The sequence below is a fragment of the Nocardia elegans NBRC 108235 genome, assembly GCF_001612845.1.
GTDB lineage: Bacteria > Actinomycetota > Actinomycetes > Mycobacteriales > Mycobacteriaceae > Nocardia > Nocardia nova.
Genome location: NZ_BDBF01000071.1, coordinates 1 through 14451, shown reverse-complemented (window position 1 = coordinate 14451; position 14451 = coordinate 1). Strand labels below are relative to the sequence as shown.

The window sequence follows — 14451 nt, the reverse complement described above, 5'->3', positions numbered from 1 at the left end:
CGCCGGTTCCGGTCACCGCCGCCCGGAACGGGCGACCGGGTTCAGCTCAGTGGAACTGGCCCTCTTCGGTGGAGCCCTTCAGGGCCGCCGTCGAGGTGTTCGGGTCCACGGTGGTGGCGATGGTGTCGAAGTAGCCGGCACCGACCTCACGCTGGTGCTTGATGGCGGTGAAGCCACGCTCGGCGGCAGCCTTGAACTCGCGCTCCTGCAGGTCGACGAAGGCGGTCATGCCCTCGCGGGCGTAACCGTAGGCCAGGTCGAAGGCCGCGTAGTTGAGCGAGTGGAAGCCCGCCAGGGTGATGAACTGGAACTTGAAGCCCATCGCCGCCAGCTCGCGCTGGAACTTCGCGATGGTGGCGTCGTCCAGGTGCGCCTTCCAGTTGAAGGACGGCGAGCAGTTGTAGGCCAGCAGCTGGTCCGGGAACTCGGACTTGACGCCCTCGGCGAACTTGCGGGCGACCTCCAGGTCCGGAATACCGGTCTCCATCCAGATCAGGTCGGAGTAGGGGGCGTAGGCCTTGGCACGCGCGATGCAGGGCTCGATGCCGTTCTTGACGTGGTAGAAGCCCTCGGCGGTGCGCTCACCGGTGATGAACGGACGGTCGCGCTCGTCGACGTCGGAGGTGATCAGGGTGGCGGCCTCGGCATCGGTGCGGGCGATGACGACGGTCGGGGTGTCGGCGACGTCGGCGGCCAGGCGAGCCGAGGTCAGGGTGCGGATGTGCTGCTGGGTGGGGATCAGCACCTTGCCACCGAGGTGGCCGCACTTCTTCTCCGACGCCAGCTGGTCCTCCCAGTGGGTACCGGCGGCACCCGCGGCGATCATGGCCTTCTGCAGCTCGTAGACGTTCAGCGCGCCACCGAAGCCGGCCTCACCGTCGGCGACGATCGGCACGACCCAGTTGTCGACCGAGGTGTCGCCCTCGACCTTGGCGATCTCGTCGGCGCGCAGCAGCGCGTTGTTGATGCGGCGCACGACCGACGGCACCGAGTTGGCCGGGTACAGCGACTGGTCGGGGTAGGTGTGGCCGGAGAGGTTCGCGTCACCGGCGACCTGCCAACCGGACAGGTAGATGGCCTTCAGGCCGGCACGCACGGCCTGCACGGCCTGGTTGCCGGTCAGAGCGCCGAGCGAGTGGATGTACTCGCCCTCGGCGTTGACGCCCTCCCACAGCAGCTCCGCACCCCGGCGGGCAAGCGTGTGCTCCTCGACGACATTGCCCTGCAGCTGCACGACCTGCTCGGCCGTGTACTCGCGGGTGATGCCCTTCCAGCGCGGGTTGGTGTCCCAGTCCTTCTGGATCTCCGCAGCGGTCTTCGGGGTGCCGACGTTCGACATCTGGTGACTCCACTTCTTCGTTCGGTCTCGGTTGCCCCGCTCGCCGAACATCCGCGCCGACTACGGGTCGCGATGTCCGAACTCTGCTGGAGCGGCAATTTGCAGGGTTGCTATGCCCATCGGGTGTACTTCCACACGATGGCACAACTAAAAATTGCCGTCTACCTGTTGCAAGTGTGAATCTCGGCTAGCTTTGCAGGGGTCTTTGCTAAGTCTGCAAAATTTGCCTGTTAATTGCACGTCCCACTTCTACTGGCGAGTAGGCCTGACATGCGGTTTTACGTAACGCCCGTACTGTTTCAGTGAGCCTTACCACCGCGGCGATTCGGGAGCACGCATTGCCGACTGTGAGGACCTTCACAAGCGCGGGCGGCTGCCCTCGGTGTGTGCCGCGCCACTCCCGGCTCCGTACGATTCGGACACACCTCGGCGGCTCGGCCGAGCGGCTGCGACACTGATCGTCGTGCCCCGGGGTCGGCACCGGAACCCGGAAAGGAACACGATGCGCACACTGTGGACCGCGATCGCGGGCGTCGCCTGCTCCCTGGCACTAGCCGCGTCGGCCGCCGTGATCGAGGCGCCCGGCGCCGCGGCAGACACGCCGGCGGTGCAATCGGTGGAGCCACTGTCCGCGGCGGCGACGCTGCCCGGCTCCGTGGATTCCCAGCGCATTCTCTATACGACGAGCACGGTCGGGAACCAGCCGACGGTCGCGAGCGCCGCCGTGTACTTTCCGCCGGGCCCGGCCCCGGCCGGCGGCTGGCCGGTCGTCGCGTGGGCACACGGCACGGTCGGCCTCGGCGACAGTTGCGCCTACAGCATCGCCGGCCCCGGCGACGTGGCTCGGGACTGGGCATATCTGGGCACCTGGCTGAAGCAGGGCTACGCGATCGTGGCCGCCGATTACGCCGGCCTCGGCACCCCCGGTGATCACCCGTATCTCAACGGCGTCGTCGAGGCGCACAACGTGGTCGACGCCGTGCGGGCGGCCGTCGGCCACTACTCGCGGCTGTCGCGCGAATGGGTCGTGGTCGGCCAGTCGCAGGGTGGCGGCGCGGCGATGTTCACCGCGCGCTACGCGACCGAGTTCGGCGGCTCGGACCTCGATTACCGGGGTGGCGTCGGCACCGGCGTACCGGCCTATATCGAGGACATCCTGATGCCGCTGGGCCCGGGCATCCCGCCGGTGAAGTTGAGCCCGCACACCACCGGATACGTTCTCTACATTCTGAACGGCCTGCGCACCACGTTCCCGGAACTCGGCATCGAGTCCTTCCTGACCGACTCCGGCCGGAACTGGCTCGATCGCGCGAAGGACGAATGTCTCACACCCCTCGGGGACGATCTGGCCGCCGCGGGCGTGGTGATCGGCGATCTGTTCACCCGCCCGTTGTCGCAGATTCCGAATCTGCACGGTTTGCTGGCCGGCTACCTCGGTTTGCCCGAAACCGGTTACGACAGGCCGATTTTCATGGGCCAGGGCCTGCGCGACACCGATGTGATCACCCCGGAGACACTGCGCTACGCGGGGGTTCTGACCGCCCACCGGCAGCCGCTGACCTTCCGGATCTATCCCACCGATCACAGCGGCACGGTGAACGCCTCACTGGTCGATTCGTTGCCGTTCGTTCGCGGCCTGTTCGCCTGAAAGTACAACCCGGTCGGTTATTCGGTTGTGCTATGTCACAGCCGGATTCCCACGCCGATCGGTGCCCGTCGGGGAATTCCCATCGCCGACACGACGCCGCGCACGGGAGCGGTTATCGTGGCCCTCACGTGTGACGATCTGGCGACGGGACGCGACGACCGGCGGGCCCGCCCACTCGCGCACGCTGATCGGGAGCATGTGATGCGTGACATCGTCGAGGACCTGCTACGGGTCTGGCACAGCGGCCGCACGGGCGGCCTGGCAACCCTGGTCCGCACCTTCGGAAGCTCCCCCTTACCGGTGGGCTCGGCGATGCTCGTCGACCCCGACGGCGGTGTGCACGGATCGGTCTCCGACGGCTGCTACGAGGCCGCCGTCTACGAGGCCGCGGTGGAGGCCGCGCGCACCGGCCACCGAGAGCTGCGGCGCTTCGACGCGACCTCCGGATTCGACGTGAGCGCGGAATGCGGAACCATCGACGTGTTCGTAGAACCGTTCTCTCGCAACGACTTTCCGGAATTCGCGGCGGTGGCCGGGGATATCGCGCGGCACAAACCCGTCACGGTGTTCACCGTCGTGTGGCACAACGACCCGGAGGTGATCGGCCAGCATCTGGTCACCGACCGCCGGCACAACACCGAGCTGGTGTCGCTGCCGGAATCGGATGTGTTCGTCTCGTCCCACACCGCGCCGCCGCGACTGATCATCTTCGGCGCCAATACCTTCGCCGCCGCCTTGACGACCCAGGGCCGGCTGCTCGGCTACCGCGTGACCATCTGCGATCCGCGCGAGGCCTTCGCCGTGCCCGCCTCGTTCCCGGGCGCGGAAGTGGTGGTGGACTGGCCGCACCGCTATCTCAACGCCCAGGCGGGCATCGGGGCCATCGACCGCACCACCGCGATCGTCGCCGCGACCCAGGACCCGAAATTCGAGATCCCCCTGCTCACCGTCGCGCTGCGCCTACCCGAGCTGGGTTATCTGGGCGCGCTCGGCTCGCATTCGGCGCACGACCATCGGCTCGAGGCATTGCAGGCCGGCGGATTCGGCGCCGACACGCTGGCCCGGTTGCACGCGCCGGCGGGCTTCGAGGTCGGTGCCCGCACCCCGATGGAACATGCCGTGGCGATCGCCGCCGAACTGCTCGCGGTGCGGTCCGCGGGTTCGAGGCGGACCCCGGCACACGCCACCGCCGCCGCCTCCTGATCGTCCGGGCCGACCCTAGGGTTCGAACCAGTCTCGGGCCGAACGCCGCAGCAGCAACCCCGCGACCAGCACGGAGACCACGGGCCCGAGCCAGCCGGGCGGGCGGCCCACGACGATCGAGGGCACCGTCCACAGTGCGTTGAGCACCGCGAGCAGAACCGCGCTGATCCGGATGCTCGCGCCGACGGCGCCGAAGGCCAGGGCGACCGTGCCCAATATCCAGCTGGCGACGAACGACAGCCCGGTGATCACCGCGACATGCGACCCGGACACCCAGCCCGCGGTGACGGTGCAGCCGACGCCGACCACGGCCAGACCGAGCGCGAGGACCTGCGCCGCGCGAACCGTGAAAGGCATCCGAGGGATCGGTACGTCGTCGGCAGTGGTTGTGGCGCCGGGCTCCGAGACGGAGTCGGACTCACGGGCGGGATCGGACTCACGGACGGCGTCGGACTCACGAACGGCGTCGGGCTTACGGGCTAGGTCGGGCTCGAGCGCCGGGTCCGTGGCAGGCGCGAGGTCGCGGCCGGTGACCGGCTTGGGAGCGGCAGCGGGGTCTGGTGCGGGGTCGGGCATCAGCTCACCTCTTCCGGAAACTCCGGTTCGACGATCCTCTGGTTCGGCGATCCGAGGCGCCGAGCATCGGCCCACGGCACGCGGACAACGACAAGCCCGTTCGCAATGTACCGCCCGCCACCGCCGCGGTCACCGCACGGACGCGGCGCGGCGCGATCCCCCTCGGCACGAGCCGCCCCGGGGGCCCGAGGCAACGCCGCACGGGAAGGGTCAGCGGTCGCCGACCGGATCGGCCAGCTTCTCGACGACGACCTCCGCGAGCACCCGCTGCCGCAGCGACAGGTCGATCTCGCCGGCCACGGCCATCACCACCGCCGCGGCCGAGGTGGCAACCGCATCGGCGAGGATCGCGGGCCACTCCGGCCGGTCGGGTCCGGCCAGCGCGGCGATCACCGCGGCGGCCGCGGCATCACCGGCCCCGGTCGGATTGCCGCACAACGGCTCGGGCAGAACGGCCGACCACGCGCCGTCCGGTGTCACCGCGACCATGCCGTCGGAGCCCCGCGTCGCGATCACCGCTCCCGCGCCGGCGCCCACCAGCGCGGCGGCCGCCGCGGCCACCTCCTCGGTCGTGGCCGGGCGTGCCCCGGTCAGTCCCGCGAATTCGTCGAGATCCGGCATGAGGATCACTCCCGGCACCCGGGCGGCGGCTTCGAGGGCGAGACCGTCCACATCGCAGATCACCGGAACCCCGGCGTCGAGTCCGATGCGGGCCAGGTCGGCGGGTAGCGACACGCGCACGCCGCCGGGCAGCGATCCGGAGACGACGATGCCACCGGCCTCACCGGCCAGCCCCCGCAATCGCACCAGCAGTTGATCCACCGCATCGGGATTGGTGAGTCGCGCCCCCGGCTCCCACAGCGAGGTCGCCGAGCCGTCGTGACTGTCGCTGATCACGACGGTGCGCCGCACCCACGGCAGTGCGTGCACGAAGTCCACCGGCAGTTCTCGTTCGGCGGCGGCGGAAAACGTATGATCGGCGAAACCCGTTGCGCGCGAATATTTCCCGATTTGATTGAGCACCCGGCTGACATTGATGCCCTTACCGCCGACACGCTGCTCGACCGACGAAACCCGATGCGCCCGTCCGGGTTCGAAGTTCTCGACCCGATAGGTCATATCGTAGGCCGGGTTCAGCGTCACGGTGAGGATCACCTCAACCACTGTCCTCGTCGCAGCACCGCGCGCAACTCCAGATCCGAATCGACCATTAGCACGTCGGCGAACATCCCCGGCCGCAGATCGCCGACGGCCGTCGCGCCGATCGCGGCCGCCGGCGTCGTCGCCGCCGCGCGCACCGCGTCGATCAGATCCACACCGCATTCGTGCACCGCCCAGCGCAGGCACTGCAATTGCGTCGCGGTTCCGCCGGCCAGGGCGCCGCTCGGCACCCGCGCCACCCCCGCTTCCACATGGACGGCCTGCGGGCCGAGACGGTAGTCACCGTCGGGCAGACCGGCCGCCTGCATGGCATCGGTCACCAGCGCCACGCGGTGCCGCGCCGTCGCGAAAACCAGCGCCCCGAAACCGGATTCGATGTGCACGCCGTCTCCGATCAATTCGACCACCACATCACCGGCGGCCGCACCCACCAGTGCGGCGGCGACCGCGCCGGGCGCGCGATGGTGCAGCGGCGCCATCGTATTGGCGAGATGCGTGACAAGAGTACCGGATCCGTTGGGCGCCAACGCTTCTGAGAACTGTTCGTAACCGGCGTCGGTATGGCCGAGCGCCACCACCACGCCGTGTTCGCCGAGTTGCGCCGCGGCGGCGGCGAATCCCGGGCGTTCGGGCGCGAGCGTCATCACGCGCAGATGTCCGTCCGTGGCCTCGAGCAGCCGCCGGATCAGTTCGGGATCGGGATCGCGGAGATAGCGGGGATCCTGCGCACCACAGCGCATTTCGGAAAGGAACGGACCTTCGACGTGAATTCCGGCGATCTCACCATCGGCGGCCACCTCGCGCAGGGCCGCGACCTGGGCCACCATCGTGTCGGGTGCGGCGGTCACGATGCTCGCCAGCACGGTCGTGGCCCCCTGCCGATGGTGATAGCGCGCCGCCGCGCGCGCCTGTTCCGGATCGGTGGTGTCGAATCGGTGGCCGTATCCGCCGTGGTTGTGGATGTCGACCAGGCCGGGCAGCAAGGTCCCGAGATGCGGCGGCGGTTCGGCGCCCCGGTTGCCGAACGTCCATTGCGCGAGGGGCCGCACCGCCTCGATGCGACCGTCCAGCACCTCGAGCACCGCATCGTCGACGACCCCGGCCGAGGTGACCACGCGGCCGCGAAGCACCGGCTGTCCATCGTTCATTCGAGGACCTCCAGCCGGGCATACCGGGCCGCGCCCACCAATCCGGCCCGCGCACCGAACGCACCCGTGACGACCTGTGGTACCGGCGCGACTCGCGCCAGCCGCTCCAGACACGCGCGCAGTCCCTCGCTCAGCACCGGCCCGGCGCCCGCCAGCCCGCCACCGAGCACGATGCGCTGCGGGCAGACCGCGTGCACGACCCCCAGCAGTCCGTCGGCCAGCGCGTCGATCGCGTCGTCGATCACGGCCCGGGCGTGCGCATCGTCGGGCAGAGCCGCGAAAACCGCTTCGGCGCCGTCGATGTCGCGGCCGGTGCGCTCGCGGTAGGCCCGCATGATGGACGGACCGGAGGCCACGGTTTCCACGCACCCGATATTTCCGCAGGAGCAGCGTCGCCCGTCGTGCCGCACCGGAATATGCCCGTATTCACCGGCCTGCCCGGCGCCACCGCGCACGAGCCGCCCTCCGACGGCCAGTGCCCCGCTGATTCCGGTGCCGAGATTCACCACCAGCACATCGTCGGCGCCGCGTCCGGCACCCAGGCGCCACTCCGCCCAGCCGGCCAGGATCACATCGTGTTCGATCAGTACCGGAAATCCCCACCGGTCCTGCAATCGACTGCCCACCGACACATCTCGCCAGCCGATATTGCTGCTGAACACCGCCAGCGACCGTGCGGCGTCCACGATGCCCGGCAGTCCGATCGCCCCGCGACGCAGGCCGGCCCGTGTCTCGTCGGAGACTTCGGTCAGCAATCGGTCGCCCAGCGCGGCCATGGCGTCGAGCGCCCGCTCACCGCGCGGGGTGGGCACCGTCGCGGCGGCCTCGACCCGGCCGGCGGAGTCGCTGATCTCCGCCTTGATCGTGGTTCCACCGACATCCATGGCGAGGACCGGATCGAGCTCCCTCGCTTCGGTCATCGCAGGATCACCGATCGCCGCAGCCCGCGCGGATGGTCGGGATCCAGCCCCAGATCCGCGGACCGCAGCAGGCACAGCCGATGCACGCGCACGAGATCGGCCATCGGATCGATATCGCGATATTCGACATGCGCCCCGGTAGCGGCGATGTCCTCGAGCAGCCCGGCGGCGACGGGCCCCAGCGCCCACACCGCACGACCCGGTGCCGCGATACTGATGGGGCCGTGCCGATATTCGGTCGCGAGATACCCTTCCGCCCAGGCCCGGCAGGATTCCCGCAATTTCAACCCCGCCTCCTCGGCCAGCGCCGCGGCGAAACCCATTCCCACGAAAGCGATCTGCTCCGCGTTGCGGACGGCGGCCGGCACACTCGACTCGGCGGCCTCGTCCAGGACCGCGCGAGCCTGTTCGATCGCCGGCGCCAGATCCTCCCCCAGATGCCACCGCAGTATCGCGAGAGCCGTTGTCGCGAAGCGTGTTTGGACCACCGAACGCTCGTCGACCGCGTCGATGAGGATCGGGTCGGCGAGCTCGAGTACCGGCGTCCCCGGACTGGAGCAGATCACGGTGCGCGCCACCGCGGCGGGCATCGCCCGCATCGCGTCGACCACCTCGGTGGTGGTACCGGAACGGCAGATCACCAGATAGCGGTCGTAATCGCGGCCACCGCGCACCGCACTCGCCGGCCATGCGTCGGTGAGACCGTGGCCGGCCGATTCCCGGAGTTCGGCGATCGCGCACGCCATGAAGTAGGAGGTGCCGCAGCCCACGACCGCCACCCGCTCGCCGGGGCTCGGCAGCAGCGTTCGGTGCTCTGCCGCGACCGCCGCGGCCCATGCCCAGTCGTCGGGCTGGGTGGCCACCTCGGCGGCCAGATGGGGCCGGGGCGGATGCGTGCGATCCGAGCTCTCGGTGGAGGGCGGCACGGTCTCAGAATCGGACCGCGATTCGATCATGTCAACTTTCCCGCGAATCGTCCCGCGCGACCACCGCCCCGGTTAGATTCGGACGAGCCGGACCGGTCCCTACCCTCCGGCATCCGCCGATGTCCCGCGAATGCCGCAGGTGACGGTTGTACGAAGGGGAAGGTTGACGCTGGTGTCCGGTCGGCCGCGCGGTGCGTTCGCGATCGCCGCACTTCTCGTCGTGCTGTCGGTGACCGTCGCCGCCTGCGGCTTCCGCGGCCGCAGCACCGACGATTCCGATCCCGGCGCACTGGCACTGCTGGTGCCCGCCTACAGCGACGCGACCCGCGCGGAGTGGGCTGCGATCATCGCGGGCTTCCGCGCACAGAATCCGCAGATCACGATCCATCTTCAGGTCGAATCGTGGGATTCGATCAACGAGGTGGTCCGCACCGATCTGCAGTCGGTGACGACCACACCCGACATTCTCGGCATCGACGCCTACTCCGCCTACGCGACCGACGACATGCTCTATCCGGCCACCGACATCGCCGACCCGGCGGTCCTGCACGACATCGACCCCGGCTTCGCCCGCAACGCCTCCATCGGCGGAACCCAATGGGCGCTACCGCTGTTCGCCTCGACGCGCACGCTGTTCTACAACACGGATCTGTTCGCCCGCGCCGGCATCGCCGCCCCGCCGCGGACCTGGTCCGAGTTGCGCGAGAACGCGCATCGCATCCAGGCCCTAGGCGGCGGCATCTCCGGTTACGGCCTGCCGCTGGGCAGTGAGGAGGCGCAGGGCGAGACGACGATCTGGACGTTCGGCGCCGGCGGCAGCTGGTCCGACGGCGCGACCCTCACCGTCGACACCGCCGCCAACCGCGAAGGGGTGCGGGCGATGTCGGAACTGGCCGCGGCGGGCGACACCCAGCCGAATCCGGGCTCCACCGATCGCAAGGACGTGATCAACGCGTTCGTCCAGGGCCGGATCGGCATGATCGAAGGTCTGCCGCCGGTATTGGGCATGATCGACCGGCAGAATCCGGCGTTGCGTTACGCCACCGCACCCTCACCGACGAAAACCGGCGCGCCCGTCACCCTCGGCGTCGCCGACCACTTGATGGCGTTCCGTAAACACGGCAACAAGCAGGCCGCGATACGGCAGTTCCTGAACTACTTCTATTCGCCCGCGGTCTACTCGGAATTCGTGCGGGCGGAGCACTTCATCCCGATCACCACCTCCGGAGCTCGCGCGCTCGCCCACGATCCGGTGACCGAAACCTTCGCCGCCACCCTGCCGGTCGCCCGCTTCTACCCCTCCGCCGATCCGAAATGGGCCGCGGTTCAGGGCGCGATCCGCCAGCAGATGGGCACCGTGGCACAGGGCGCGGACCCGGCGGAGGTCCTGCGCCGCATCGCGCGGGCGGCGGAATGAGCAGCCCACGCGGCCGCACCGGATCCGCGATCCGCGCCCTGCCGTGGGTCGGCCCGGTGATCATCCTGATCGCCGCGGTGGTCGCCTTTCCCGCCGGATACATGCTCTGGACCAGCACCCGCGATCTCAGCCCCTACGGTCGCGATCGCGGCTTCGCCGGGACGGCCAACTTCCGCCGGCTGTTCGGCATCGAGGAGCTCGGCAGCGTCCTCGCCCACACTGTCGTCTGGGTGGTCGCCGTCGTGCTGATCACCCTGGTGGTCTCGGCGGCACTGGCGCAATTTCTCGCTCTCGACTTTCCCGGCCGTACCCTGATCCGGCTGGCGATCCTGGTGCCGTGGGCGGCCTCGGTGGTCATGACCACGAGTGTGTTCGCCTATCTGCTGGATCCGGAGGTCGGCCTCGCCAATCGCCTCCTGGTCGATATCGGTGTGCTCGATCGGGGTTTCGGGTTCACCAAGGAGCCGGGATCGGCCTTCGCGGTGGCGATCGCGGTCGCGGTCTTCGTGTCGATCCCGTTCACCACCTATACGATTCTGGCCGGGCTGCAGTCGATTCCGGTGGAAGTGGGCGAGGCGGGCCGGGTGGACGGCGCATCGGCGTGGCAACGTTACCGATATCTGACGCTGCCGCAGCTACGTCCGGCGATCGCGGTCGCCACCGTCGTCAACATCATCAACGTCTTCAATTCGCTGCCGATCCTGCAGGTGCTGACGGGCAGTATCGCCGGATTCTCCGCCGACACCACAACCACGTTGACCTACAAGCTGATTCGGCAGAATCAGCAGCTGGCCACCGCCGCCGCGATGAGTGTGCTGAACTTCGCGCTGATCGCCGTGATCATCGCGGTCTACGTGAAACTGGTCCGGCCGACCGCGGAAGCCGGCGCATGACCACCCGCGAACGCGCCGTGCGGAAACCGAAGCGGCGCTGGGGACTGACCGCGGCCGGTGTCGTGATCGCGGCGGTGTTTCTCGTCCCGTATCTCGTGATGGTGCTCGGATCGCTGAAACCCCGGTCGGAGATCCTGCGCATTCCGCCGGCCTATCTGCCGGATCGGTGGCGGCCCGCGAACTACGCCGATATGTGGCATACCCCGGAAACGCCGCTGCCGTTCAATATCGTCAGCACCCTGGCCATCTCGGTGCTCGCGACACTGCTCGTGCTGGCCGTGGCCGTGCCGGCCGCGTATTTCACTGCGCGACGGCACTTTCCGGGACGGGCCGCCTTTCTCGGCGCGGTGCTCGTCACTCAGATGCTGCAGCCGACGGTGCTGGTGACGGGCCTGATCCGGGAGTTCTTCGCCGTCGGCATCAACGACACCTGGTTCGCGATGATTCTGGTGAACGCGGCGTTCAACCTCTCGTTCGCGGTGTGGATCCTGCACAGCTTCTTCGCTTCGATTCCGGTGCAGATCGAGGAAGCCGCGCAACTCGACGGCCTGTCCCGCCCACATATTCTGCTGCGAATCAGCCTGCCGCTGGTATGGCCCGGAATTGTCACCGCGACGATTTTCGTCTTCGTCTCCTGCTGGAACGAATTCGCGGCGAGCCTGGTGGTGCTGACCACTCCGGAAAATCAGCCGCTCGCGGTGGCGTTGACGAAATTCGTCGGCCAATACGACACCGCCTGGCAATTCGTGTTCGCCATCTCCACCGTCGGCATCGTGCCGGTTGTCGTGCTGTTCGCCCTCATCGAGAAGCGGCTGGTCGCGGGCCTGACGGCGGGCAGTGTGAAGTGATCGCCACGACACGCCGGTCCTGGCGACAATCGACTTGACGAATCGCATATACGGCTGCCATTATTGAAGTGGGAAGACACCGATAATGCGGTGTCTTATTCTTGTCGCGCTCTCGACAACCTTCTCTTTGCGGTGTACTTTGGGACCTCCCGCAGCCCGGATGCCCGCCAACTCTCGAAATACGAAAAAGCCGTGGACAGTGATGCAATCTGCGCGTCACCGACCATCGGCTCGGCCGAGGCATGTTCGGACGACATCCGGTGCGGATTTGTGCATACAGCCCCTACAGGACAAGCAGATCTCGTGCCGGTCACCCATGTCGTGACCGCGCGCGGTGCTGGAAGGACGCGCCTTGACAATCCCGAAACGACTCTCGTTCGCGAAACTCACCGAGCCCCTGGAAATTCCGGGGCTGCTCGAGGTTCAGACCGATTCGTTCGCCTGGCTGGTCGGAGCGCCCGAGTGGCAACGGCGCGCGGCCGCGCACGGCAATGACTCGATGGGCGGGCTCGCCGAGGTGCTGGCCGAGGTCAGCCCCATCGAGGACTTCTCCGAAACGATGTCGCTCACACTCTCCGATCCGCGCTTCGAAGAGGTCAAGGCCTCGATCGATGAGTGCAAGGACAAGGACATGACCTACGCGGCGCCGTTGTTCGTCACCGCGGAGTTCATCAACAACAACACCGGTGAGATCAAGTCGCAGACGGTCTTCATGGGTGATTTCCCGATGATGACCGACAAGGGCACCTTCATCGTCAACGGCACCGAGCGCGTGGTCGTGTCGCAGTTGGTGCGTTCGCCGGGTGTGTATTTCGACGAGTCGATCGACAAGGGCACGGAGAAGACGCTGTATTCGGCGCGGGTGATTCCGTCGCGTGGTGCGTGGCTGGAGTTCGATGTCGACAAGCGCGACACCGTGGGTGTGCGGATCGATCGCAAGCGTCGTCAGCCGGTGACCGTGCTGCTCAAGGCCCTGGGCTGGAGCAGCGAACGGATCGCCGAACGCTTCGGATTCTCCGAGATCATGACCACCTCACTGGCCAAGGACAACACCGCCAACACCGACGAGGCGCTGCTCGACATCCACCGCAAGCTGCGCCCGGGCGAGCCGCCGACCAAGGAGTCCGCGCAGAACCTGCTGGAGAACCTGTTCTTCCGGGACAACCGCTACGACCTCGGCGCGGTCGGCCGCTACAAGATCAACAAGAAACTCGGGGTGCACGGCGGCCGCACGGGCGGTCCGCGCGTGCTGACCGAGGACGATATCGTCACCATCATCGAATACCTGTTGCGTTTGCGCGCAGGCGATTCCACGATGACCGCGGCCGGTGGGCCGGAAGTTCCGGTCGAGGTCGACGATATCGATCACTTCGGCAACCGGCGGGTCCGCACGGTCGGCGAGCTGATCCAGAATCAGATCCGCATCGGGCTCTCGCGGATGGAGCGGGTGGTCCGGGAACGGATGACCACGCAGGACGTCGAGGCCATCACTCCGCAGACCCTGATCAACATCCGCCCGATCACGGCGGCGGTCCGCGAGTTCTTCGGTAGTTCACAGCTGTCGCAGTTCCTGGACGAACGCAATCCACTGGCGAGTCTGACCAACAAGCGCCGACTCTCGGCGCTGGGGCCCGGCGGTCTGAGCCGCGAGCGCGCCGGCCTGGAGGTTCGTGATGTGCACTACAGCCACTACGGCCGGATGTGCCCGATCGAGACGCCCGAAGGGCCGAGTATCGGCCTGATCGGCTACCTCTCGGTGTACGCGCGGGTCAATCCGTTCGGTTTCATCGAGACTCCGTACCGCCGGGTGGTCGACGGCGCCGTCACCGACGAGGTCGACTATCTGACCGCCGACGAGGAAGACCGGCACGTCGTCGCCCAGGCCAATGAACCGCTCGATGCCGGAGGCCGCTTCGTCGCCGCACGAATCCCGGTGCGGCGCAGGAATTCCGAGGTCGAGCTCGTCGATTCGAATCTGATCGACTATATGGACGTCTCCCCCCGCCAGATGGTGTCGGTCGCGACCGCGATGATTCCGTTCCTCGAGCACGACGACGCCAACCGCGCCCTGATGGGTGCGAACATGCAGAAGCAGGCGGTTCCGTTGCTGCGCACCGAAGCGCCGCTGGTCGGCACCGGTATGGAGCGCCGGGCCGCCGTCGACGCCGGAGATCTGATCGTGAACGAGAAATCCGGTGTGGTGGAGGAAGTTTCGGCCGACTACATCACCGTCGCGCACGACGACGGGACGCGTCGCAGCTATCGGCTGCGGAAGTACTCGCGCACCAATCAGGGCACCTGCGCCAACCAGCGTCCGATCGTGGACGAAGGGCAGCGGGTGGTCGGCGGGGACGTCCTCGCCGACGGCCCGG

The 14451-nt window shown here is 68.0% G+C and carries 12 protein-coding genes; 6 read left to right on the top strand and 6 right to left on the bottom strand.

Annotated features, from left to right (window positions below; genetic code table 11):
• Positions 1 to 46 precede the first annotated feature (46 nt).
• Positions 47 to 1339, bottom strand: coding sequence for an isocitrate lyase (gene aceA / locus NE2_RS32135; RefSeq protein ID WP_030518801.1), 1293 nt, complete (start codon positions 1337 to 1339; stop codon positions 47 to 49).
• 502 nt (positions 1340 to 1841) lie between these two features.
• On the opposite strand from aceA, the gene NE2_RS32130 reads away from it, so the two are divergent.
• A complete protein-coding gene (locus tag NE2_RS32130) occupies positions 1842 to 2987 on the top strand; it encodes an alpha/beta hydrolase (RefSeq protein ID WP_063032213.1) in 1146 nt (381 codons plus the stop codon).
• 201 nt (positions 2988 to 3188) lie between these two features.
• Positions 3189 to 4190 (top strand): XdhC family protein, encoded by a 1002-nt coding sequence (locus NE2_RS32125; RefSeq protein ID WP_063032244.1) that lies wholly within the window; start codon positions 3189 to 3191, stop codon positions 4188 to 4190.
• A gap of 15 nt (positions 4191 to 4205) precedes the next feature.
• Here NE2_RS32125 and NE2_RS36115 read toward each other — a convergent pair whose 3' ends face one another.
• From NE2_RS36115 to NE2_RS37365, 5 genes are all read right to left on the bottom strand, one after another.
• Positions 4206 to 4547: a hypothetical protein gene (locus NE2_RS36115; RefSeq protein WP_146165307.1), complete on the bottom strand. Its 342-nt coding sequence runs from the start codon at positions 4545 to 4547 to the stop codon at positions 4206 to 4208.
• 429 nt (positions 4548 to 4976) lie between these two features.
• Positions 4977 to 5930, bottom strand: coding sequence for a hexose kinase (locus NE2_RS32115; protein ID WP_233429947.1), 954 nt, complete (start codon positions 5928 to 5930; stop codon positions 4977 to 4979).
• Positions 5918 to 7075: an N-acetylglucosamine-6-phosphate deacetylase gene (nagA, locus tag NE2_RS37375; RefSeq protein WP_063032209.1), complete on the bottom strand. Its 1158-nt coding sequence runs from the start codon at positions 7073 to 7075 to the stop codon at positions 5918 to 5920. Before nagA ends, NE2_RS32115 begins: the two co-directional genes overlap by 13 nt.
• On the bottom strand, positions 7072 to 7995 hold the full coding sequence (locus NE2_RS37370) for an ROK family protein (RefSeq protein ID WP_063032207.1): 924 nt from the start codon (positions 7993 to 7995) through the stop codon (positions 7072 to 7074). Before NE2_RS37370 ends, nagA begins: the two co-directional genes overlap by 4 nt.
• Entirely contained in the window at positions 7992 to 8921 is a 930-nt protein-coding gene (locus NE2_RS37365) for an SIS domain-containing protein (RefSeq protein ID WP_063032238.1), read from the bottom strand. The genes NE2_RS37370 and NE2_RS37365 overlap by 4 nt, the downstream gene beginning before the upstream one ends.
• A 172-nt stretch (positions 8922 to 9093) precedes the next feature.
• Between NE2_RS37365 and NE2_RS32095 the strand changes: the two genes are divergently transcribed.
• From NE2_RS32095 to rpoB, 4 genes are all read left to right on the top strand, one after another.
• Complete coding sequence (locus tag NE2_RS32095; RefSeq protein WP_063909543.1) at positions 9094 to 10338, top strand: extracellular solute-binding protein; 1245 nt, start codon at positions 9094 to 9096, stop codon at positions 10336 to 10338.
• Positions 10335 to 11231 (top strand): carbohydrate ABC transporter permease, encoded by an 897-nt coding sequence (locus NE2_RS32090; RefSeq protein WP_063032205.1) that lies wholly within the window; start codon positions 10335 to 10337, stop codon positions 11229 to 11231. Before NE2_RS32095 ends, NE2_RS32090 begins: the two co-directional genes overlap by 4 nt.
• Positions 11228 to 12079 carry a carbohydrate ABC transporter permease gene (locus NE2_RS32085; RefSeq protein ID WP_063032203.1) on the top strand — a complete coding sequence of 284 codons (852 nt, stop codon included), beginning with the start codon at positions 11228 to 11230 and terminating at the stop codon, positions 12077 to 12079. The genes NE2_RS32090 and NE2_RS32085 overlap by 4 nt, the downstream gene beginning before the upstream one ends.
• 352 nt (positions 12080 to 12431) lie before the next feature.
• Positions 12432 to 14451, top strand: a 2020-nt coding sequence (gene rpoB / locus NE2_RS32080; protein WP_233429946.1) for a DNA-directed RNA polymerase subunit beta, incomplete at its 3' end; no start/stop codon positions are given.

Bases quoted from the DNA above. Each gene is read 5' to 3' on its own strand.
- aceA (WP_030518801.1), bottom strand. From the start codon at position 1,339: ATGTCGAACGTCGGCACCCCGAAGACCGCTGCGGAGATCCAGAAGGAC.
- NE2_RS32130 (WP_063032213.1), top strand. From the start codon at position 1,842: ATGCGCACACTGTGGACCGCGATCGCGGGCGTCGCCTGCTCCCTGGCA.
- NE2_RS36115 (WP_146165307.1), bottom strand. From the start codon at position 4,547: ATGCCTTTCACGGTTCGCGCGGCGCAGGTCCTCGCGCTCGGTCTGGCC.
- NE2_RS37370 (WP_063032207.1), bottom strand. From the start codon at position 7,995: ATGACCGAAGCGAGGGAGCTCGATCCGGTCCTCGCCATGGATGTCGGT.
- NE2_RS32090 (WP_063032205.1), top strand. From the start codon at position 10,335: ATGAGCAGCCCACGCGGCCGCACCGGATCCGCGATCCGCGCCCTGCCG.
- nagA (WP_063032209.1), bottom strand. From the start codon at position 7,075: ATGAACGATGGACAGCCGGTGCTTCGCGGCCGCGTGGTCACCTCGGCC.
- NE2_RS32085 (WP_063032203.1), top strand. From the start codon at position 11,228: ATGACCACCCGCGAACGCGCCGTGCGGAAACCGAAGCGGCGCTGGGGA.
- NE2_RS32125 (WP_063032244.1), top strand. From the start codon at position 3,189: ATGCGTGACATCGTCGAGGACCTGCTACGGGTCTGGCACAGCGGCCGC.